11 protein-coding genes are annotated in these 21706 nt (G+C 68.4%); 3 read left to right on the forward strand and 8 right to left on the reverse strand.

The genetic code is table 11. From position 1 onward, the window contains the following. Positions 1–13: 13 nt before the first annotated feature. From ADBZ9K_RS09560 to ADBZ9K_RS09575, 4 genes are all read right to left on the reverse strand, one after another. A complete protein-coding gene (locus tag ADBZ9K_RS09560) occupies positions 14–6433 on the reverse strand; it encodes a beta-ketoacyl synthase N-terminal-like domain-containing protein (protein ID WP_526619827.1) in 6420 nt (2139 codons plus the stop codon). Beyond that, positions 6430–13179 (reverse strand): SDR family oxidoreductase, encoded by a 6750-nt coding sequence (locus tag ADBZ9K_RS09565; protein ID WP_526619828.1) that lies wholly within the window; start codon positions 13177–13179, stop codon positions 6430–6432. The genes ADBZ9K_RS09560 and ADBZ9K_RS09565 overlap by 4 nt, the downstream gene beginning before the upstream one ends. Positions 13180–13209: 30 nt before the next feature. Next, positions 13210–14820, reverse strand: coding sequence for a PfaD family polyunsaturated fatty acid/polyketide biosynthesis protein (locus ADBZ9K_RS09570; protein ID WP_526619829.1), 1611 nt, complete (start codon positions 14818–14820; stop codon positions 13210–13212). Between the two features lie 190 nt (positions 14821–15010). Then, positions 15011–15328, reverse strand: coding sequence for a hemophore-related protein (locus ADBZ9K_RS09575; protein ID WP_526619830.1), 318 nt, complete (start codon positions 15326–15328; stop codon positions 15011–15013). A gap of 272 nt (positions 15329–15600) precedes the next feature. On the opposite strand from ADBZ9K_RS09575, the gene ADBZ9K_RS09580 reads away from it, so the two are divergent. Continuing rightward, positions 15601–15750, forward strand: coding sequence for a hypothetical protein (locus tag ADBZ9K_RS09580; RefSeq protein ID WP_526619831.1), 150 nt, complete (start codon positions 15601–15603; stop codon positions 15748–15750). A 72-nt stretch (positions 15751–15822) separates the two neighbouring features. Further along, positions 15823–17259, forward strand: a complete 1437-nt coding sequence (locus ADBZ9K_RS09585) for an MFS transporter (protein ID WP_526619832.1) — start codon at positions 15823–15825, stop codon at positions 17257–17259. Here the strand turns inward: ADBZ9K_RS09585 and ADBZ9K_RS09590 are convergent. From ADBZ9K_RS09590 to ADBZ9K_RS09600, 3 genes are read right to left on the reverse strand one after another with little or no spacing between them, the layout of a single operon-like run. After that, a complete protein-coding gene (locus ADBZ9K_RS09590; protein ID WP_526619833.1) occupies positions 17207–17881 on the reverse strand; it encodes a pyridoxamine 5'-phosphate oxidase family protein in 675 nt (224 codons plus the stop codon). The two genes, ADBZ9K_RS09585 and ADBZ9K_RS09590, sit on opposite strands and share 53 nt — an antisense overlap. A 4-nt stretch (positions 17882–17885) precedes the next feature. Continuing rightward, positions 17886–19055 (reverse strand): alpha-hydroxy-acid oxidizing protein, encoded by a 1170-nt coding sequence (locus ADBZ9K_RS09595; protein ID WP_526619834.1) that lies wholly within the window; start codon positions 19053–19055, stop codon positions 17886–17888. Between the two features lie 58 nt (positions 19056–19113). Continuing rightward, on the reverse strand, positions 19114–20016 hold the full coding sequence (locus tag ADBZ9K_RS09600; RefSeq protein WP_526620865.1) for an LLM class flavin-dependent oxidoreductase: 903 nt from the start codon (positions 20014–20016) through the stop codon (positions 19114–19116). Between the two features lie 80 nt (positions 20017–20096). Here ADBZ9K_RS09600 and ADBZ9K_RS09605 point away from each other — a divergent pair, with 80 nt between their 5' ends. Continuing rightward, positions 20097–20510 (forward strand): VOC family protein, encoded by a 414-nt coding sequence (locus tag ADBZ9K_RS09605; RefSeq protein WP_526619835.1) that lies wholly within the window; start codon positions 20097–20099, stop codon positions 20508–20510. 2 nt (positions 20511–20512) lie between these two features. Here the strand turns inward: ADBZ9K_RS09605 and ADBZ9K_RS09610 are convergent, their stop codons facing one another. Then, the gene (locus tag ADBZ9K_RS09610) at positions 20513–21637 is read right to left on the reverse strand and encodes a TDT family transporter (RefSeq protein WP_526619836.1); all 1125 of its coding nucleotides are present in this window, start codon (positions 21635–21637) and stop codon (positions 20513–20515) included. Positions 21638–21706: the final 69 nt, after the last annotated feature.

The raw sequence follows: 21706 nt of genomic DNA on the forward strand, positions 1-21706 counted from the left end.
ATGGTATCGGCGGTCAACGGGGTCCGCGCGATCGTTCGACGACCCGGACACCCATCCCCAGCGTTTCGTAGATGCGCAGATCATCGACCCAGAACGAGCCCTGGAACACGATCAGCACGCCGTGGTCTTCTCTGGTCACCGAGAGGATGTCGATCTCGCTACGAGTCCGCGTATTGGTCGGCACGACCTGCCCGCGGAACTTCCAGCTGAACGGTTGACCGACCGCGACGATCTCGAACTCGCTGTCTTCGCTGCCCAGACCGGAGAGCTTGGCGGCGGCGCGGGCCGCCTGCTGCATCGCCTCCAACCCCAACGAACCCGGCTGCACCGGATCCTGGAAGAAATGCGCCTTGAAGAACCACGTCTCGGGATCGATGTCGTATTCCGCGACCAGCCGTCCTAGGCCCTCAGCTCCCCCGCTGGGCCAGAACTTCACCCGGTCGATCACCTGCAATCGGCCCTGGGCCAGCCACGGGTCGCCGCGCAGCTCGTCGGCTCCATACGGCATGGCGATCGGCGCCGGCTCCGACAGCGACTCCAGCTGTCCCGGTTCCACCTTCAGACCGACCTGGTTCTTCAGCGCCTCAGGGCTGAAGAACCCGAACGCCGTCTTCATGGTCATCACGACATGGTCGCCCTGGGTGCAGGTGACGTCGAAGAACACGATGGTCGAACCGCCGCCCTCGGCGTAGCGCTCCAGCGTGGAGGTGATCCGCAACGTGCCGACCTCGGCGGGCGTGACCAGGACCACCTCGTTGCCGTCGAGGTTGCGGAACACGACGTCGTCGGGCCGATTGGCGGCGAAGCCGTTGTACGACGACAGCCAACCGCACGGCTGCAGCAGAATCTCGATGAGCACCGACAGCGGGACCGTCGAGGACTTGCCGTCTTCGAAATACCAGGCGTCGGCGGGAACGTCGTATTCGGCGACGACGGTGCCGCCCTTCGTCGGCACCCCGGGCGGGCTGTCGACGCTCAGGATCCGCGAGACGAAGTGGTATGGCTCGTCGGGCAGGCGCGGCGCCCGGCGGGTGCCATCGAACGGGGCATACAGCGAGCCGAAAGCATCGGACGGCATACCCCGACCGCAGGCCAGCAGCGCACCGTAGTCACCGCGAACGTCTTTGGTGCCCTCCAGAACTCGGATCGGCCCCGGGGCGCCCGGCGGCATCGGCCAATCCGGCACCAGGCGCATCCCGAACCGTCGGCAGCCGAAAACCTTGAAGCCGTCACTGCGGCAGAGCAGCGCGGCGTAGACGGTCGGCGTCGGACCGTCGACGATCTCCTCGATGAACACCTCGTAATCGAGGTGATGGTCGGCGTCGGGGGTGACCTGCCCCCGGCAGACGAACCGGGCCATCTCGTCGGACACCGGCTCGAAGCGCCAGCCGTCACGTTCGATGGTGAATCCGTAGGCGGCCATTGCAAACGACAGCGCCTGGGTGGCGGCATCGGCCATCAGGGTGCCCGGCATGCACGGGTCGTTCTTGAAGTGCCCGTCGTAGAACCAAGCGTCCCTGGGCACCGACGCGGTGGCACGCAGATACCCACGGCCCCAGGGACCGCCGTCGGGCTGGAACTCGGCGACCTCGTCGATCAGGCGCAGCTTGCCGCGCGGGGGCTTCGGGGTGCGGGTGTGGGCGGCAGCCCGCTCAAACCCTGGCCCGAAGCAGGCGAAGGCGTGCCCGTCGGTGAAGGCATCGACCTCGGCACGGTCGAACGCGCGCTTCTGGGTGACCCGCGGTGGTTCGTCGCGGCGCGAGCCCTGGCGCGGCACGTCATCGGCGGCGTCCCATAGCACCCCGTCGGACTGGCTGAGTTCTTCGTCGGAGAAAAAGCCGGCCTGTCCGTTGCGCACCGAGATCATCAGGCGGTCGCCGATATAGCAGTCGTAGTGGAAGAAAAACAGCCGAGTGTCGCCGTGCTTGGCGTGACCATCGATGTGAATGTCGTAGCGCAGCGTCTCACCGCCCTTGGGCAGCTCACCCATGAACGTCAGGTCACAGCCGAGCAGTCGGTAGACCCGCTGTCCCCGATTGTGGAAGTCGGCGCCCAGCCACGAGGCCAGCAGCAGATCGGCCTGGCCCGACTCGATCACCACACCCGGTGACATCCGCCCGTTGTGCATGTACCAGGCATCCGGGTTGACATCGGTCTCGGTGACGATGCGGCCGGTGCCCATCGTGCCGGGCTCGCCCTCGACGATCATCACGCGATCGGCCAGCAGCAGCGGCGGCTCGGGCATCCGCACCAGGCGGTCGTACTGGTCGAGTTCGGCGAACTTCGGGCCGAATACCTCCGAAATGTTGCCGCCGGCAAGGATTTCCAGCTGATGACGCGACCAGAGCGCCGGTTGCGAGGAGGTGGTGGGCGGCGCAGGCAGGGGCGCGGGAGCCGCAGTCGGGGCTGGGGCCGGGGCTGGGGCCGGCGGCGGTGCCGGGGCCACCGGCACCGCCGCGCGTGGCGGATCCACCGGTGTAGCAACGGGTTGCGGCGCCGACGTCAACGCGACGGGGGCGGCTGGCGCCTCCAGCGGCAGCGGCGAACGCCCACCCGCCGCCATCGCCATCATCTCGCCGCGCACCTTGAGGAACGACGCATGCGCCTGGGCCTGCCGTTCGACGAACGCCGCATGGGCCTCGCTCACCGATTCGACCAGACTGATCGCGGCGGCGGTGCGGCCGTTGACCGGGCTCGGTGCCACCGTAGCGCGGCCGGCGACGACCTCGGTCGCCGTGACGACGACCTCTTTCCGCGGGATCGCCAGCGGCGTCGGGTAGGCCGGCGCAGCCGGCATCGTCTGGAGGGTTCCGTAATCCAGTTCCGGCATCGGGGTGCTCCCATTCTCGGACGCGTGGTGAGCTGGCGCCTGGGGCACCGAGGCAACGTCGGGCCAGTGCGCGGGCAGCGTCACCTTGCGGGCGCTCGCGGACGTCGGGACGGATTGGCCGCGTAGGTGTTCCAGCCGCGCATCGAATGCGTCGATGGCTACGGGCAGGCCGTGAACCCACAGCTTGGAAACCGATTCCGCGAGTGCGCGAAGTCCGCGCCGTTCCTGGGGGTCCAGCGCGACGGCCACGAAAGGGCGGTCGCCGAGGATCTTCGGGATCGCCCCGGTGAGGATGGCGCGGGGGCCGTGCTCGACGAACACGCGCACCCCGTCCTCCCAGGCTTGCAGGATCGTTGCCGGGAAATCGATCGGCTCGACGGCCTGCTGGGTGATCGCGGCGGCGGCCGCAGCACTGGTCGGCTCGTAGGCGCGGTTGCCGGCGTTGGTGTAGAACCGCACGTCCGGCACGGCATGAGCCGCACGGGTGTGGATCGCACGCCAGGTGTCGGCGAAGGGATCCATGGCGCTGCAGTGGATCACCATGTCGAGGCCCAACGGAATGGCGCTGGCACCCCCGACGGCATCGATCACCCGTCGGCACGCCTCGGGGTCGCCGCCGATGACGCAGTCGTCGGGCGCCTGCACGATGGTCATGTAGGCCCGCGGTTCGCGGGCCAGTGCGGCTTCGATCGCCGCTCGCGGTGCCGTGATCCGCCAGCATTCCCATGGTGCTGGCTCGTCCCCCAGACCCCAGTCCGTGGCCGCCACCCGGCAGCTGCCGGTCAGCTGCTCGCCGTACATGCCCGAGGCTTCGATCTCGCCGAGCATCTCCTCGAGATCGCGCCAGACCCCGAACGCCAGCAGCGAATTCGTTTCGCCCGATGACAGGCCGATGGCCGCGGTGGGCGACAACCCGAGCACCGTGCGGGAGAACTCCGCATGCGCCTGACAGACCAGGGCGCAGCCGGTGAGTTGGGTGCGCGGGTCCAGCGTGGTGATACCGGCGCCGTACAGCGGACGCGCCAGGGCACCGACGCCGGATAGCCGAGCGGCCAGCGCGTCGCCGAGTTCGGGCCACGCCAGGAACAGATCCCGTCCCGCTCCGGGATAGGCCGCGGCTGCTCCGGTGAACATGAATGCCAGTTCTCCGGTGGTCGGCGCGTCGGCGAAAGCGACACCGGGGATCACCGGTACCTCGCCGCGTTCCAGTCGCTGTGCGGCCGCTGTGCGTAACGTCTCCAACGACGCGGTGCCGTCAGCCACCACCGAGCAACGCACCGGGCCGATTCCGCCCGGCTCACGTCGCTTCATCCGACCCAGTACCTCATCGCGGCTCTCACCGGCGTAGCGCTCGCAGATGGGGACCGCACCCAGCGCCAGCGGCCGGGGTCGTTGGCCGACGGCCGACAGCGTGACTCCGTCGGCGCGCCCGCCCAGTGACTCGAGCCAGATCGACGTCTGGGTGCCGCCCGGGGCGGGTTGCGCCCCGTTCTGGTCTACCCGAACCCGGGCACGTAACGCCTCTGCGCGCGAGGCGATTTCGATCGCCGCGCTGGCTGCATGGGTACGTCCGAAACGCTCGGCGCCGATGTTCGGATCCGAGGGGTTCACCGCCCCCGTGGTATCGACGACGGCGATGATGTCGTCACCGGCCGCCTCGGCGTCGGCGCGCCGCTTGAGGACGAACGCCACCGCCGCGTCACCGTGCGGCTCCCATCCCCCGGCTCCTACCGCGTCGGCAGCACGCTCATGGGCCGGCTCGCAACACATGTCGACCGCCCCCGCCACGACGGTATCGAGCTCCCCACGGCGCAAGGCGCGCACACCGATCCGCAGTGCGGTGATGGCCGAGAGTTCCTCGCTGGAGACGGTGAAGCCCCATCCGCGGAAATCTCGTTGTGCGTGAATGCGATTGGCCGGGATGTTGGGCATGGTGCCGACGACGCCGTCGGCCGTCAGGCGCGGAGCCGCATCGCTGTTGGCGGTCAGCCAGTCCTGGTCATCGGCATGCAGGACCCGAAGGCGTTGCCGCGCAATGGTGGCATCGCAGCCCATCCCCACGATCACGCCGGTGCGCTCCGGATCGGTGCCGACCTGCTCGAGTGCTTGTCCGGCGGCGGCCAGCATGGTGGTCTGCTGGCTGAGGCTGGCCTTGAGTTCGCTGGGCGGAAAGCCCAGGCGCACTAGGTCGAGTTCCACGGTATCCAGCGGCGTGGGAGCCGCTTCGGGGCCCAGTGCCCGGCGCCGGAACGACTCCACGTCGCGGGCATCTCCGGTAACCACTCCCAGCCCGCAGATCACGATGTCGCCCGACGGCGCCGACGGCCGCGCCGCCGTGCGGCGCGAGGGGAGATAGTTCGCGACGATCAGGTGCGCGTTGTTACCGCCGAACCCGAAGTTGCTGACCGCGGCCCGCTTGATCTCACCGTCCCAGGCAGTGGGTGCGGTCGCCAGGCTGAACGGCGTATCCCCCAGCGCCGCGGTGGGTTTGTCGCACAGCGCAGGCGCGATGGTCGATGCCTGCATGGCGGAAAGCACGTTGATCAGGCTGGCCGCGCCGGAGACGGTGATGGTGTGTCCGAGGTTGCCTTTCAGCGCCCCGAGCCGCAGCGGCACCTCGCCGTAAGCGGCGAGAATGCTCTGTAGTTCGGTCGCATCGCCCAGCGGGGTGCCGGTGGCGTGGCAGTCCAGATAGTCGATATCGGCGGGTCCCAGACCGGCCTGCTCCAGCGCAGCCAACATCGCGCGGGTCTGCCCGCCCACCGCGGGTGCCAGGAAGCCGCTCTGGCGTCCGTCGTTGGATAGCCCGACACCCAGGATCACCCCGAGAATTCGGTCGCCGGCCCGCTCAGCGTCCTCGAGGCGCTTGAGGGCAACCAGTGCGGCACCCGCCGCCGGCACCAGACCGTCGGCGTCGGCGTGGAACGGCCGCGACCGGCCCGAGGGGCTGAGCGCCTGCAGCGCGGTAAAACCCAGATGCAGGAACAGATCGTCGGCGCCGTTGACACCGCCGGCCAACATCACGTCGGCATCGCCGTCGTGGAGGGCGTCGCAGGCCAGTTTGATCGCGTACAGCGACGACGCGCATGCGGCGTCCAGGGCAAAGGCAGGCCCCGTCATCCCCATCGCCCCGGCGACCAGGTGCACCGGCAGGCCGGACGAGAAGCGATTGCGCGGGTCGGCGTGACCGTCGCCGTTCCAGACGCCCTCGACGAATTCGGTGTTGCCCGTGGACGGGTAGGACAAGTTGCCCACGATCAGCCCGGTCCGCGGACCCGCCGACGGACCACCGAGCGCCTGCTGCGCGCAATACGCAAGCCAGTGACTGATCGGGTCGAGACGGTCGAAATCGGGGATCTTCGAGGAGATGGCGGAGAGGTCGGGCGCCGCGTCGATGTAACCGCCGGTCGCCGAGGACACCCGCAGCCCGGGCTCGCCACTGGCCAGCAGCGCCGCGGGGTCTACTCCCCGCCAGTGTTCGGGCCGGGTGGGCGTCAGCAGGCAACGACCGCCCAGGGTCGCGTCGAACAGTGCCTCCGGCGTGGCCGCGCCGGGCAGGATGCAGCTGCGCCCGACGATGGCGACAGGTTCGAAACCACTCACGCCGTCGTATCCGCCCCAGTGCCTGCGACGTAGAACTCGACGCCCGCGAGCTCGGCGACGAGCGTGCCGTCGGCGGTCTCCAGTGCGATGTCGAAGTCAACCCGCTTGTCGTTGACCGGGTTGGCGGCAATCCGGCAGCGCAGGCTGCCGCCGTCCCCGAATGGCGCATGGAAGACCGCGCGCCCGATGCGCACCGGAAGCACCAGGGGGCGTCCGTGCACGCTCGCCCACAGGATGCCCAGCTGCAACCCGCCGTCGACGCTGACCGGGTCGATCGCCCAGTCGCCCTCGGGCCACCCGAGATCGCTCATGCCCGTGAGGGTGGCGCTGCCGCCGGCGGATCCCACAGCGTCCAGGCGCTCGATGGCGGCGAACCTCGGGCCGTGGAACAACGGACCGCCGTAGATCTCCTCGACCCCGAACGGCCACGGCCCACCGGAAACAGCGGGCACCGAAGTGCCTGTGGTGGAATCAGATTCGGTCTCCAGGACGGCCCGGTAGCGCTTACGACCCTCCGGATCCAGCACGCTGACGGTGTAGGCCGAACCAGTCGGCTCGAGGTCCAGTGTGAGCGCCTGTTGCTCGCGTTCGGCGAAGGTGACACCGGAGAGCACCTGGAAATCGCGGATTACCGGGGATGCGTCGGGCACCAGACCGCGAACTGCACGCAGCATGGCGTCGAGCACGATCACCACCGGCACGACGACCCGGCCACGTACCTGATGGTCGGCGAGCACCGGCAGGTTGTCGGTCGACACGTCCCAGTCCAGGCGGGTCGACCGCAGGCGCCCTTCGGCGGGTGCGGCGACGACGATCGCGGTCGATCCCGAGCGCCGCAGCGCGTGTTCGGCGAAGAACTGCGCACCCTCGTCGATCGGGATGACACCCACCCCGGACTCCAGGAACCGGCTCTTGAGCGTGGCATCGACCATGCCGCCGTCCCACGGGCCCCAGCCGAACGCGCGCACGACACAGGCGTCGCCGCGGCGCGCGGCTTCCCGTGCCGCGATGGACTCCAGCACCGCGTTGGCCGCGGCGTACGCGCATTGGCCGGGGTTGCCGGCACGCGCCGCGATGGAGGAAAACAGCGAGACGAACCGCAGGTCGTCGGACGCCGTCGCGGCCAGTAAAGCCTCGGCGCCAATCACTTTGGTGCTGAACACCTTGACGAACTGCTCGTCGTCGAGGTCTTCCAGGCGCCGGTCGGCAAGCACGCCGGCCCCGTGGACGACGCCCACGATGGGCCCGAAGCTGCTGCGCACCTCGTCGAGGACGTTGCGCAACGACTCAGTGTCGTTGATGTCGGCGGCGAAGTAGCGGGCCGGGGTGCCCTGGCGCTCAGCGGCGGCCAGGGTGGCGCGGACTTCCCGCTCGGCAAGCAACCGCTCGGCCTGGGCCCGTGCCTGCGGCAGGGTCAGGGTCTCGCCGCGCGAACGCGCCGAGGCCGCCAGCGCGGTGGCGATCTCCGTCGCGGTGGTGCCCGCAGGCTCGTCGCCGGCGCCGTCGCGCAGGGCGGTACGACCGAGCAGCGCCAGACGCACGCCGTGGCGCGCGGCGAGGGCGAGGGCGGACTGCGCGGTCACACCGCGTGCACCGCCGGTGACCACGACGACTCCGTCGGACGGGACGCTGATCGTCTCGCCAGTGGGTTCGGCGTCGACGTCGTCGACGACGACCAGCCGGGTGCCGTCGCTGCGCAGCGCCACCTCGACCCCGCTACCGCCGCTGAGCAGTTCGGCGGTGAGACGTTCGGGATCGAGGGTTTCGATGTCGATCGCGCGGACCGAGGCGTTGGGCCATTCCCATGCCGCGGTCTTGGCGATGCTGGCCACACCGATCGGAGTATCGGCTTCGGCGAAGCGGGCACCGGTGGATTGCACGGTCACGAAAAGCCTCGAGCGCGACGAGCTCTTGGCAACGCTGCGGGCGGCGTGGAATGCCCGCAGGTGCGTCTCGATGCAGTCCTGCGGCGACCCGGCGGGCCCCAAGGCGGCCAGGCTGATGACGGCGGCCGCCTCGTGCGGCACGACGTCCACGGCGCGGGCCTTGATGCCATGGCTGATCATGACCCGTTCGAGATCCTCGGCGAAGGCCGCGTTCTCACGGGTGATCAGGACCTCACCGTCGCCCAGGCCCGCCATGGCGAAGCCGCTGGGCGGAACCTCCCGAGACGCTGCCGCGGTGCAGTCGAGGCCACCGGAAGGCGCCGCGACCGGGGCCGAATGCGGCACCGGCGCAGCGGGTTCGGATCCGCCACCGGCGGTCGCACCGGAGACGGAGTCGACGACGTCCTGCAGAGTCCGCAAACTCGACAACTCCGAAGCCGGAATCTCCGGAGCACCAGGGAATTTCGCCTGCAACGCCGCCAGGATCTCGACCTGCTTGATCGAGTCAATCCCCAGCTCAGACTCCATCTCCATGTCCAGCCCGAGCATGTCGGCGGGATAGCCCGTCTTTTCCGAGACGATCGCCAACACCACCTCACCGGTGGACTGCGACGTGAGCGGAGCCGGCGCCGCCGCGGCAGGGGCTGCGGCCGGCGCGGGTGCGCTTGCACCACCGGAGGTGAAGCCGGCGATGGAGTCGACCACGTCCTGCAGGGTGCGCAAACTCGACAACTCCGAAGCCGGAATCTCCGGAGCACCAGGGAATTTAGCCTGCAACGCCGCCAGGATCTCGACCTGCTTGATCGAGTCGATCCCCAGCTCAGACTCCATCTCCATATCCAGCCCGAGCATGTCAGCCGGATAACCCGTCTTCTCCGAGACGATCGCCAACACCACCTCACCCGCCGACACCGACGGCACGGCAGGCGCCGCGGATCCGACCGGGGCAGACGCACCCGCCGACGCGAAATCAGCGACCGAATCCACCACATCCTGCAGAGTCCGCAAACTCGACAACTCCGAAGCCGGAATCTCAGGAGCACCAGGGAACTTCGCCTGCAACGCCGCCAGGATCTCGACCTGCTTGATCGAGTCGATCCCCAGCTCAGACTCCATCTCCATATCCAGCCCAAGCATGTCAGCCGGATAACCCGTCTTCTCCGAGACGATCGCCAACACCACCTCACCCGCCGACACCGACGGCACGGCAGGCGCCGCGGATCCGACCGGGGCAGACGCACCCGCCGACGCGAAATCAGCGACCGAATCCACCACATCCTGCAGAGTCCGCAAACTCGACAACTCCGAAGCCGGAATCTCAGGAGCACCAGGGAACTTCGCCTGCAACGCCGCCAGGATCTCGACCTGCTTGATCGAGTCAATCCCCAGCTCAGACTCCATCTCCATATCCAGCCCAAGCATGTCAGCCGGATAACCCGTCTTCTCCGAGACGATCGCCAACACCACCTCACCCGCCGAAACCGACGGCACGGGTGCGGGTGCCGGTGCCACGGGAGCGGGAGCGGGCTGGACCACCGGCGCGACTGCGATCGGGGCGGGCTGGACCACTGGCGCGACTGCGACCGGTTCCGCGACGGCAGGCACCTGGTGCGCCGCCGCCGGCGCCTGCACGACGAGATGCGGCGCGGCGGCCGGCGTGCGCGGCGCGGCGGTACGCTCGCCCACGATCTCGGCCATCATCTGGGCCGACATCTCCAGGTAGGCCTGGTGAGTGTTGGCCAGTGCATCCAGATAGCGCTCGTGCTGCTGGGCAGTTTCCTTCTGGATGCGGTCGATAACACTCCAGGCGTCTGTGGAGAGCGGCGCTTGGACGGCCGCGGCAGCCGGCGCGGGCGCACCGCTGCGCGGCAATACCGGAGTCGGCGCCGGCATGGCCTGGACTGCTGCGGCAGCCGGGGCCGGAGGGGTCTGGACCGCCGGGGCCGGCGCGCCGTTGCGGGGCAGAGCCGAGACGGGTTCACGCGACGGGGCGGTGGGCGGCGGCACGCTCGGCGTGGTCACGCGGACGCGCTTCGGGGTGATCGTGACCTTGCCGTCCGCAGGCGGATAGGGCTTTCCAAGGTTGGCTCCTCCCACCAGAACCGCGTGCTTGGGTGCCGGCACGTGCTTCTCCGGCTCGTCGTAGTTGTCGTAAAGGGCCACCAGGTCGAGCGCGACGCCGTCGGCGGCGAGCGCCGCCAATCCGCGATGCCAGCCGCGTAGTCCGCCGGCCTTCGGATCGTCGAGGGCGACCGCGAGATGTGGTGTCGTCTCCAGGATCTTGTCGACCAGTTTCGTCAGGACCCGACTCGGCCCGACCTCGACGAATCTGGTGACACCGTCGCGGGCCATCGCTTCGATCATCTCGCGGAACCGCACCGGCTGGCGCACCTGATCGCCGAGCTGCTCGGCGACTGCGTCCCCGTAAGGCTCTGCCGTCGCATTCGCATACACCGGGAAGTGCGTCGGTCCGAGTTCCAGTGTCTTCAGGTAATCGGTCAACGGTGTCGAGGCCGCGGCCACAATCGGCGAGTGGAACGCCGACGCCACGGGCAGCCGCACCGACGTCCAGCCCGCCGACTTCGCTGCGCCCTGCGCCCAGGCGATGTCGGACTCGTGTCCGGCCAACACCACCTGGCCCGGTGCATTGTCGTTGGCGATGACCAGCGAACCGGCCGACTCCGGCTGCGAGTCAAGAAACGCCCGAACATCGTCGGTGCTGGCCGTGATGGCCAGCATCGCGCCGTCCTGGCCCTGTCCGGCCTCGGCCATCAGCACACCGCGCTTGCGTGCGGTTTCGACAAGTCGCTGCACCGGAAGAACACCCGCCGCAGCCAGGGCGGTCACCTCTCCGAAGCTGTGGCCGGCGGCCGCCTCCGCGGTCACGCCAAGCACGTTGAGCAGCGCAAGCTGAGCAAGGCTGGCGGCGGCGATGGCCGGCTGGGCGTTCTCCATCGCGGTGAGCCTGGCCTTCTGGGCATCCGAGGAAGCCGCGTCGAACGCGGGCTCGGGAAAGACCACGCGATGCAGGTCGGTGAGGTCACCGGCCAGCGAATCCCACACCCCCACCGCCTGTGGGAAGGCGAGCGCGAGGTCGGCACCCATCCCGACGTACTGACTGCCCTGTCCGGGAAACAGGAAAGCCGTCTTGCCGTCGCGGGCAGGACCCAATCCGACCGCGATGTTGGGGTCTTTCAGCTGATCGGCTACGCCGTCGGAGAGCGCCTTACGCAGCTTCTCCAGCAGAGTCTCGAGCGCCGCGATGTCGGCCGCGACCAGACCTGCACGCGCGGTGTGCGACGCATCGAACTCGCGTGCCGAGTCGAAGGCGATCCTGGCCAGGCTCTCGCCGGAGCGCGCGGCGGCCACGACATCGGCGGCCCGCTTCGCCAGGTCGGTTTGCGACGTCGCGCTGAGAACCACGAGTTCGGTGGGCAGGGCACGCAGCCGCTTGGCGCGTTGCTCGCCACGGTATTCCTCGAGAGTCACGTGGAAGTTGCTGCCGCCGAATCCGAAAGAGCTGACCGCGGCGCGGCGCGGCTGGTCGCCGGTTCGCACCCACGGACGGGTCTGCGCATTGACGTAGAAGGGGCTTTCCTCCAGGCCCATCGCCGGATTCGGGCGGTCTACCTTCAACGTTCCCGGCAATGTCGAATGCTGCAGTGCCAGAATGGCTTTGATGAGTCCTGCAGCGCCTGCCGCCGCCTTGGTATGGCCGATCTGTGACTTCACCGAGCCAAGCGCGATGCGGGCCGACTCGTCGGTGAACACCTGCTTGAGCCCGGCGAATTCGGCAACGTCGCCGGCCTTCGTCGCGGTGCCGTGCGCTTCGAGAAGCTCCACCGTGGACGGCTCGTAACCGGCGCGCTCGTAGGCACGGCGCAGAGCCTTTGCCTGCCCTTCCGAGCGTGGTGCGTAGACGCTGGAGGCCCGCCCGTCCGAGGAGGAGCCGAGGCCCCGAATGACCGCGTGGATCGGATCGCCGTCACGCTCGGCATCGCTGAGTCGTTTGAGGGCCAGCATGCCGACACCCTCGCCGATGATGGTCCCGTCAGCGCCGTCGGAGAAGGGGCGGCAGTCACCCGTCGGCGAGAACGCCGGCGTCTTGGAGAAGCACATGTACATCATGACGTCGTTGAGTGCGTCGACGCCGCCGGTCAGCACCAGATCGGATTCGTGCAGATACAGCCGGTGCAGCGCGGCCTGCAGCGCCGACAGCGAACTGGCGCAGGCGGCGTCGACCACGAAGTTGCTGCCGCCCAGATCGAGGCGGTTGGCGACGCGCCCAGCCACCACGTTGCCGAGCAGCCCAGGGAAGGTGCTCTCCTGCCAGGCCGGGTACTGATCGGCGATGTCCCGGCAGATCTCGTCCGCCTCATCTTCGGCTAGGCCGTTCTCCAGCAACGCCTTCCGCCAGATCGGTCGTTGCATTCGCGAGCCCATCTGGACGACGAGTTCGGTCGTGGAGGCGACGCCGAGCACGATGTCCACGCGGTCGAGGTCGATGTCCACCCCCGAGCGCATCGCCTCGTCGAGCACCTTCCTGGCGGCGATGAGTGCCAGCAGCTGCGCGGAATCCGTCGACGGCAGCGCGTTAGGCGGTAACCCGAATCGGACCGGATCGAAAAGCACCGGGTCGATGAAGCCGCCGCGTTTGCAATACGTCCGGTCGGTGGCCTTCGGGTCGGGATCGTAGTAGTCATCGATCAGCCAGTGGGTGGGTGGCACGTCGCCGATGGCGTCACGACCGCCGGTGATGGTGCGCCAGTAACCTTCCAGCCCCGGCTCACCCGGATAGATCGCGGTCATACCGACAACGGCGACTGGTGTGGAGACGGAATGTTGCTTCTGGTCTGTCATGGCGCCTTTTATCCGGGGGACGTGGACAAACTATCCGAGGGGACGGGGACGGAAATCGAACGAGGAAGCCGGCATCGCGACGCCGGCGGTGCGTAACTGCCCAGCCCGCGTCACGGTCGCGGCCCCCTCGAGAAGGTTGAGTGCGATCTGACGAACCGTGCGTGCCTCCACCGGCTCGAGGAAACTCCCGCGCACCCAGTCGTTGAAGCCACCCATGGCTGGGCCGCACCAGATCTGGTAGTCGCCACGCCGCTCGGTGATCCCATCGCGGGCCCATTGCGAGCCGTTGAACAAGTACCACCGGAATACCAGTGCCATGCGATGCCTGGGGTCCGCACGCGCACGTTCCACCTGCTGCGGGTCACTTCTCGAGAAGAACGCTTCGGTCTCTGCCCAGATCTCGGCGATCGTGCGCCCGAGCACCGCCGTCTCGAGGTTCTTGACCTCATCGGCCGGGGCTTCCTCGAACGAGGAATACCGGCGATAGAAGGCATCGAGCCGGTGGCCGCGTTGGGCGAACATGGTGCCGCGCTTGAGCACCTGCACGGTCACCCCCATCTCGAACATGTCCGAGGCCGGCGCCATCGCCACGTCGGTGGCCTGGGCCTGGGCCAGCAGGCTGCGCGCATCGGCCGAAAGTCCGCTTTCTACCGCAGACTGATTGACCGACCCCGTCAGGACGTAGGCCGCCCCAGCGGCGAACGCGGCCACCACGGCCGCAGGCGTTCCCAGGCCGCCGGCGGCCCCCACCCGCGGCAGGACGGCGTACCCGAAGGCCGCGGCGACCTCGTCGCGCAGACTGATCAGGCGCGGGAGCAGCACGGTCAGCGCCCGGTTATCGGTGTGGCCGCCGGAGTCCGCCTCGGCGGTGATGTCCTCGGCGATGGGGATTGCGCGAGCGAGTTGGGCTTCGTCTGGGGTGATCCGCCCTTCGGCGACCAGCGCCTGCAACATCACCTCAGGCGCGGGCGAAAGGAACTGCCGCGCGACCTCATCGCGCGAAACCTTGGCGAAGATGCGCCCGGCCCGAACAATCTGACCGTCGGCGCCCCGGCGCAGCCCTTTCACGGAGTAGAGCACGATCGCCGGCGTCAACCGCATGAATGCCGAGGCCGAGACATAACGGACGCCGAGGCGATGGAACAGATCGACCGTGGCGATCTCGACGCCCTCGTTGTGCAGGTTGTGGATCAGGTTGGCACCCCAACCGCCGGCATCGGGGCCGAGGGCGCCTTGTATCTCCCGCACGCCAGCCTCGATCGTGGGCAGATCCAGTCCGGCGCTGCCGTAGAAGGCCATCACCCCGGCGCGCACGCCCTCGATCGTCATGCGTGGCGTGGCGATACCCCTGGCCATCTCGCCGATCACGTACGGGAATCGGACACCATGCGCTGCGGTGAAGCTCCGCTCGCCCAGCCACTCCGGATAAATCGGCGGCAAAACCGCGAGCAATTCATGGCCCACGACCTCGGGCGCCAACAATCCGGCATCGGAAAGAACGATGGCCCGCGGCCCATGAGCCGACTCCACGACGGCGACCGGTCGCCGGATCCCCGCGAGCGCCTCACCCACGTCCGGTCGGCCGTGGAACGCCATCGAGGTGGCGTCCGCCGTGTGAGAGTTAGCCAATGCGGCCTGCATGATGAGGGACTCTAACCTTACGCGAGCGACAAATCCCGGTTTTAGAACACGTTCCTACGCCGGACCGCCGCGGTGTTAGACCCTCGATCGGAGCCTACGCCGCCAGCCGCCGCTTCGGTTGCCGAAACGACGTCCGGTCAGCCGATCTTGGCGTTCAACCCACCGACGTCACGGTCGAAAGCCGGGGTCTTCAGTAATTCATGCAGGTGTTGGCAACCTGGGTGACTTGCGGGCCGATCTGCGCGTAGAGCAGCGCCTGAAGCGCCGGCGGGACGACCGTCTGCTGCTGGGCAAGAGCCTGCTGACGCTGATCCACCGGCATCGCCAGGAACTGCTGCAAGTTGGCCTGCATGTCCGGCCGGTTGTTGAGTTGGACGGCCAGGCTCGGCGCTTGGGCGTTGAGGGCTGCCGTGACCTGAGAGTAGCTACAGGGCGTAGTGGCCAAGGCGTCCATGATGGGGTCTGCCGCTGCGATTCCGGCCGGCGACAGCGGTATCGCCGCGGACAAGCCAGCAATTATGACGACGCTTCGTAACCACCGAGCAGATGCCATGGACACGCGCCCTTTCCTTTGCGAGAGCTCGTGGAGATCAGACGGGGCCAGTTAATCATGGGGTTCAGCGCGGCGGACACAAACGCCCGACCGCATCGGGACGAGAGCCGGTGTAACAATCCGCGCACACCAGGGGCGAGCCCGGATTCCCCAGACGTCGGGAACGCGGTCAGATACCGTGGGCAGCACCGGCCCTCGACGGGGTCGGTGTTACCTGGGGGTGATCCATGGCTGAGCGTGCTGACTCCCCGAACGCCCACGGCGCAGACAAGGACCGGACGCCCGAACGTCCGGAGCGCAACACCGAAGACATCGTCTTCCCAGAAGGATTCCGCAAACTCTGGCGCACGTTGTTGGCGCCCTGGGGCCGGCGGTGAGCCCGATCCGCTGGGCAGCGGGGCCCGCGGGGCCGTCGATAACGCAGCGCCACCTCCTCTAGGGAGGGCCCTGTGAGTCATCCGCCGGTAGGCTCTCGCGACGTCGACTCCCTGTCCCGCCGGGGCGTCGCGTTCCTGGTGGCGGCGCTCGTCTTTTCGCTGATGTCGTTCTCGCTCAACGCCACCATGTTGGCGCCGGCGGTTCGTGATATCAACGACGCCCTGGGCCCGGGCGCGTTCGTGGCCATATCGACGCCCTTCTACCTGGCCGGGGCGATCGCCAACGTGGTGTTGATCCGGTGGAGCGACTACGTCGGTCGCAAACGGGTCCTGATCGCCATCCTGGTGGTGCTGTGCATCGGGACCGTTCTGTGTTTGAGTACGTCCCTGCCGGTAGTCGTCGTCGGCAGATTCCTCCAGGGCGCGTCCAACATCACCTACGGTCTGGCCTTCCTCATCCTGCGGGCCCGGGTCAGCGGCGCGACCTTCGGTGTGTGCTGCGGGGTGATGGCCTCGATCAACGGCGGAGTCGCCGGTGGGGACGCGTTCCTCGCCGGGATCATGACCGACACGTTCGGGTACCGCTCGATCTTCGCCCTGATCCTGGTGGTCGGCCTCCTCGCCGTCGTATTCGCCTGGCGCTGGGTGCCCGCCGACGAGCTCGGCGCCCGCTCAGCGGGTCGGATGGACTGGGTCGGTGCCGTGTTCATCGCGGCGACCGTCACCGGCATCACGCTGTTCCTGTCCAAAGGCAGCCACGGCGGGTGGACGTCCACTCTCGCGCTGACGTGGCTGGCCGTGACGCTCGCCTCCCTGTTCGCGCTGGCCGTCGTGGACAGGCGAGTCGCGCACCCGCTGGTCGCGTTCAAGCACATGCGCTCCCGGGAAGCCTGGCCCCTGCTCGCCGTCACCGTTCTGGTCATGGGCTCGTTCATGGTGGTGCTGGGATTCATCGTGCCCAGCATGGCCGAGGACCCCGACTCCGGCTTCGGGCTCAATGCGACGATGACAGCGCTGCTGTTCCTCACCCCGGGTGCAATCGTGCAGGTGCTGACCGCGCCGTTCGTCGGGCGGCTGGCCGTCCGCGTCGGCTTCGTGACGGTGCTGCGCGCCGGGATCGCCGCCACCATCGTTGTCGTGGCGGCAATGGCAGTCTTCGCCGACCACAAGTACGTCGTGATGGCACTCATGGTCGTCTTCGGATTCACCTGCACGGCAGTGATTCTCACGCCGTTGAGTTCGCTTGGGGTGCTGCAGGCATCCGACGAGGAACCTGGCGCGCTGCCAGGAATCGCCAATGCCAGTTACGGTATCGGCTTCTCGCTCGGATTCGCCTGGGCCGGACCGATGGTCGGCTCGGGAACGGACTCCACCTTCCAAGCGGCGTTTTGGACCTGCGTCGGCATCGGGATCGTGGCGCTGGCGTTCAGCATGGTCCTGCGACCCAAACCGGTTGTCAGCGGCGCAGTCTCCCCCGGCGGTTCGACAGTTCACCGGACATCGCCCTGACCGAGGGCGGCACCGGGGTGCCGGGGTCGCAGTCGGGGGCACGCTGGGGCTCGCCGTAGACCATGGTGAGGGGAACCACCCCGGCCCACGCGCCGGCAGCGACGTCCTCGTCGTCGTCCTCGGGCCAGCCGTCGCCGATCTTGAGCGACCAGTTGTCGGCGGCGATCGGCATCCGCAACACCAGGGTGGCCGCCAGTTCCCTTCTTGAACTGGGCCGCAGCTCAGCCACCCGACCTGGGATGAAGGTGTCGGTCAGCATCTCCAGGTAGCGCACCTTGTCGACGTCCTGGACCAACTCGAACGTCCCGAACAGCACCGCGCTGCGGAACTGGAACGAGCTCTCGAACCCGCTGCGCGCCACCAGAACACCGTCGAGGGCGGTGACCGAGACGGCCGCGCCAGCACCGCCGGCAAGTTGACGCATCCACGGCGAACCGGTGGAACCGTGGATCACCAGCTCGTCGTCGATCCGGGCGAAGCCGACGGGGAAGATCACCGGGTGACCGTCGCGGATCAAGGCGATGGTGGCCAGCGGTGTGGCGTCGAGCAGTTCGTCGAGCCTGCTGCGTGTGGTGTTCTGCTTCTCGGGCAGCCGGCTGACCCTGGTCGATGGTTGCGACATGGCCCTACTGTCGCACGGACCGCAGCGCGCCGCGCGTGAGGTCGCCACGTGTCGGGTAGCCGTCGATGGCCATGATGAGGTCCGCCTCGGCCAGCATCGATCGCAACACGTGCACGATCCCGTCGGTTCCGGCCAACGCCGCGCCATAGGCGTAGGGGCGGCCGATGCCGACTGCCGTGGCCCCCATGGCCAGCGCCTTGACGATGTCGGCTCCGGAGCGGATACCGGAGTCGAACAGCACCGGCACGTCACCAGCGGCGTCCACCACGTCGGGCAGGCAGTCGATTGCCGGCAGCCCGCCGTTGGCCTGGCGACCGCCGTGGTTGGAACAGTAGATACCGTCTACCCCGGCGTCGATGGCGCGGCGGGCGTCGTCAGGATGGCAGATGCCCTTCAGGATCAACGGCAATGACGTCAGCGACCGCAGCCACGACAGGTCCGGCCACGTCAGCGAGTTACCGAAGATGCTGATCCAATGCAGGACCGCGTTGCGGGGGTCGGCATCGATATCGGCGTCCACCTTCGCCCGGAAGTGTGGATCGCTGATGTAGTTGGCCAGGCACATCCCTCGCAGCTGAGGGAAGTTCGCCATCGACAGATCACGCGGCCGCCAGCCCGGCACCCAGGTGTCCAGCGTGACCACGATGCCGGCGTAGCCGGCCGCCTCTGCGCGGTGGACCAGGCTTTCGGCCAGCTCCCGATCGGTCGGGGTGTAGAGCTGGAAAAGCCCTGGCGTGTCTCCGAATTCGGCGGCGACATCCTCCAGCGGATCCATGGTGAGTGTCGATACACACAGCGGCACATTGGTGCGGGCGGCCGCGCGGGCGGCCGCGATGTCGCCGTGGCGGTCGGTGGTGCACAAACCGATCACCCCGATCGGCGCCATGAACACCGGCGCCGGCCAGCGCCGCCCCCACAGTTCGACCGACAGGTCGCGCTCGGTGGCCCCGACCAGCATCCGCGGGATCAGGCCCCACTGCTCGAACGCGGTCACGTTGGCGCGCTGGGTCCGCTCGTCGCCCGCGCCGCCGGCGACATAGGACCACAGCGACGGCGAAAGCGCCTGAGCAGCGCGCGCTTCCAGCTCGTCGAACGACATCGGCAGGCTGGGCAGTACCCCGGTGAGGCCCTGGAAGTAGACCTCGATCTGGTAGTTGCCATACGGCTGGGTCATGGCCTCACCTCATCGTTGTTCGGCGAAATCGACGAAATGGCGTGGCTTACTCGCGCTTTCACGCCGAAACGTCGGTTTGGGCGGATATTTCACCGACCAGGTCGGCGACCCGCCGCAGCTGGTCGAGGTCTGAACTGGTGGGAATGAGGTGCACCTCGCTGGTGCCGATCTCGGCGAACCGGCGCAGCACCGCGACGAGCTCCTCGTCGGTCCCCGCCCATCCGGTGGTCGGCGCTATCGCGTCGACGTACTCGGACGGGATCCAGTTCATGTAGTGGCGCAGGTGCCGGTGAACCTGCTCGCGAGGACCCGCACCATCGCCGAGGGCGAACCAAAACGACGTCCCCAGATGGGGTTTCGGCTTGCCAGCATCGGCCCACGCGGCACGGGCCACGTCGAACAGCTCGTCCTGCTTGTCCAGATCGAGGTCAAGGGTGATGCCGGCCAGCCCCTCGGCCCACGCGGCGGCGCTGCGCACCGTCTTGGGCCCGATGCTGCCGACCAGGAGCCGCGGTCCGCCGTCTTGGGCGGGGCGCGGACCGACCGGTAGCACCGATTCGGTGATCTTCTCCCCCGCCCAGACCCGTTTCATGACCGCCACCCGCTCGGCCATATCCCGCATGGTCTGGCTCTTCGGGTCGGCACCGACGGCACGGTAGTCCTCGTGGCGGCCGCCAACCCCGATGCCCACCGTCAGCCGCCCGCCGCACAACATGTCGCCGGTGGCCAATGCCTTGGCCAGCATCACCGGGTCATGCAACTGCGGAACCACGACGGTGGTCACCAAGGGAACGCGATCGGTCCACCCCGACAGCGCCCCCAGCAGGGTCAGCGAGTCGGGGTTACCGAAAGCGATGCGCTCGCCCCAGCACAACGAGGAGAACGGCCCCTCGTCGATTGCCTGGGCCCAGCGTTTGAGGATGCCCGCGTCGATGTCCGGTTCCATGACCGGCAGCGTCATACCAATCTGCACGCTCGCGATTCTGGCATGTCCGGTCCGGACGCCCGCGCCGTTCGGTCGGTACTGGCACCATGAGCCCCATGTCGATCGCCACCACCGCCATCGCCCACGTACGCCTCACCGTCACCGACATCGAGCGTTCGCGACAGTTCTACGACAATGTGTTCGGCTGGCCGGTGTACGCAGAACTCCCGCCGGACGCCGACGACGCGACCCGAGAGCGGCTGTCGTTCCTGTTCGGTGGCGTCATCTACAACCTGGGTGGGGCGCTACTGGGTCTTCGCCCCGTCGGTACCGGGACCTTCGACGAGGACCGGGTGGGCCTGGACCACCTCGCCTTCCCGCTGCCCGGTAGGGCGGAACTGGAACGGGCCGCCGCGCACCTCGACTCACTCGGGATCGCCCACGAGCCGGTCAAAGACATCGGCGCGGCCTACATCCTCGAGTTCCGCGATCCCGACAACATCGCCCTCGAACTGACCGCCCGCAAGTAGCGCTACGGCCGCGGGTCTTTACGGGCGCGCACCGGCCCGGCGCTTGGCGGCGGGCGCAGGAGGTTACCGCGCACGCTGCCGCGCATGGTGCGCACCGCAACCAACAGCCAGGTGCTCAACAACCCGGCGTAGGCGACCCCCGCGGCAACCGTGAACGCCGGCAGACCGGTGTGCACGGCCAGCTGAGTGGTCCCGGTGACGAACGTGCCGACCGGGAACGTCAGGCTCCACCAGGTCAGGGCGAATGGCATCCCCCGCCGCAGGGTGCGGATCGTCAATGATGCGGCCAGCGCGATCCAGAGCACGGCGAACCCCCACACCGGCACCCCGAAGACGATGGCGAACGCGTTCATGATCTCGGCCAGCCGGGCATCGACCGCCAGGGCCGCGTTGAGCCCGAGAAGACCGGCGGCGGTGATGGATTGACCGAGCGGGCCGAGCACGATCCACAGCGTGGGGACCCGCGCGGTGCCCGACGTGCCGAACAGCACCAGCCGGCTCCAGATCATCGAGATGATGATGAACGCCGCCACCAGCGAAAGGCCGAACATCGCATAACAGCCGTAGAGCATCGTCGTGCGTCCGGTGCCGGGCGCCATATGCGGGATGAGCAGCGCACCGGAGGCGGCCGACACCATCGGCGGAACCACCGGCATCAGCCAGCCGCCGAATGCGGCATCCGGTTCGACGTCGTGCTGGGTGAACATCAGGTACGGAATGCTGACCGCGGTGAAGAGCCCGCCGAGCGTGCCCGCGGTCCACAACACCCAATCCAGGTCAACAGCGAGCCGTTCGCCGATGACACCGCGGCCGACCAGGACCGCACCGGCGCCGACGGTGAGCAGCGCCATCGGCGCCGCTCCGTAGAAATGCGCCATCTGAGGATTACGGGCGTGGGTCCGGGCCACCGTCGGATGCCGGAGCCAGTGACCGCCCACCACGACGATCAGCCCAGCCAGCAGTACCGCGGCGATCACCCACACCACCTCGGTGAAGGCGCGCAAACCCCAGAACTGCACCGGAAGTGTGGCACCCGCCGTCGCGACTATCCCGGTACCCATCACGGATGCAAACCAGTTGGGCCCGATACCGCCCAGCACTTCGACCCGGGTCTGCGGTGTTGCCATAAGTCACAGACCCTACGGGCCGCGGCCGACTCGGGCGCATCGGCCCGTCGATCGGTGTCCCAGCGACAG

The organism is Mycobacterium sp., assembly GCF_965229265.1.
In the GTDB taxonomy this organism is placed as follows: domain Bacteria; phylum Actinomycetota; class Actinomycetes; order Mycobacteriales; family Mycobacteriaceae; genus Mycobacterium.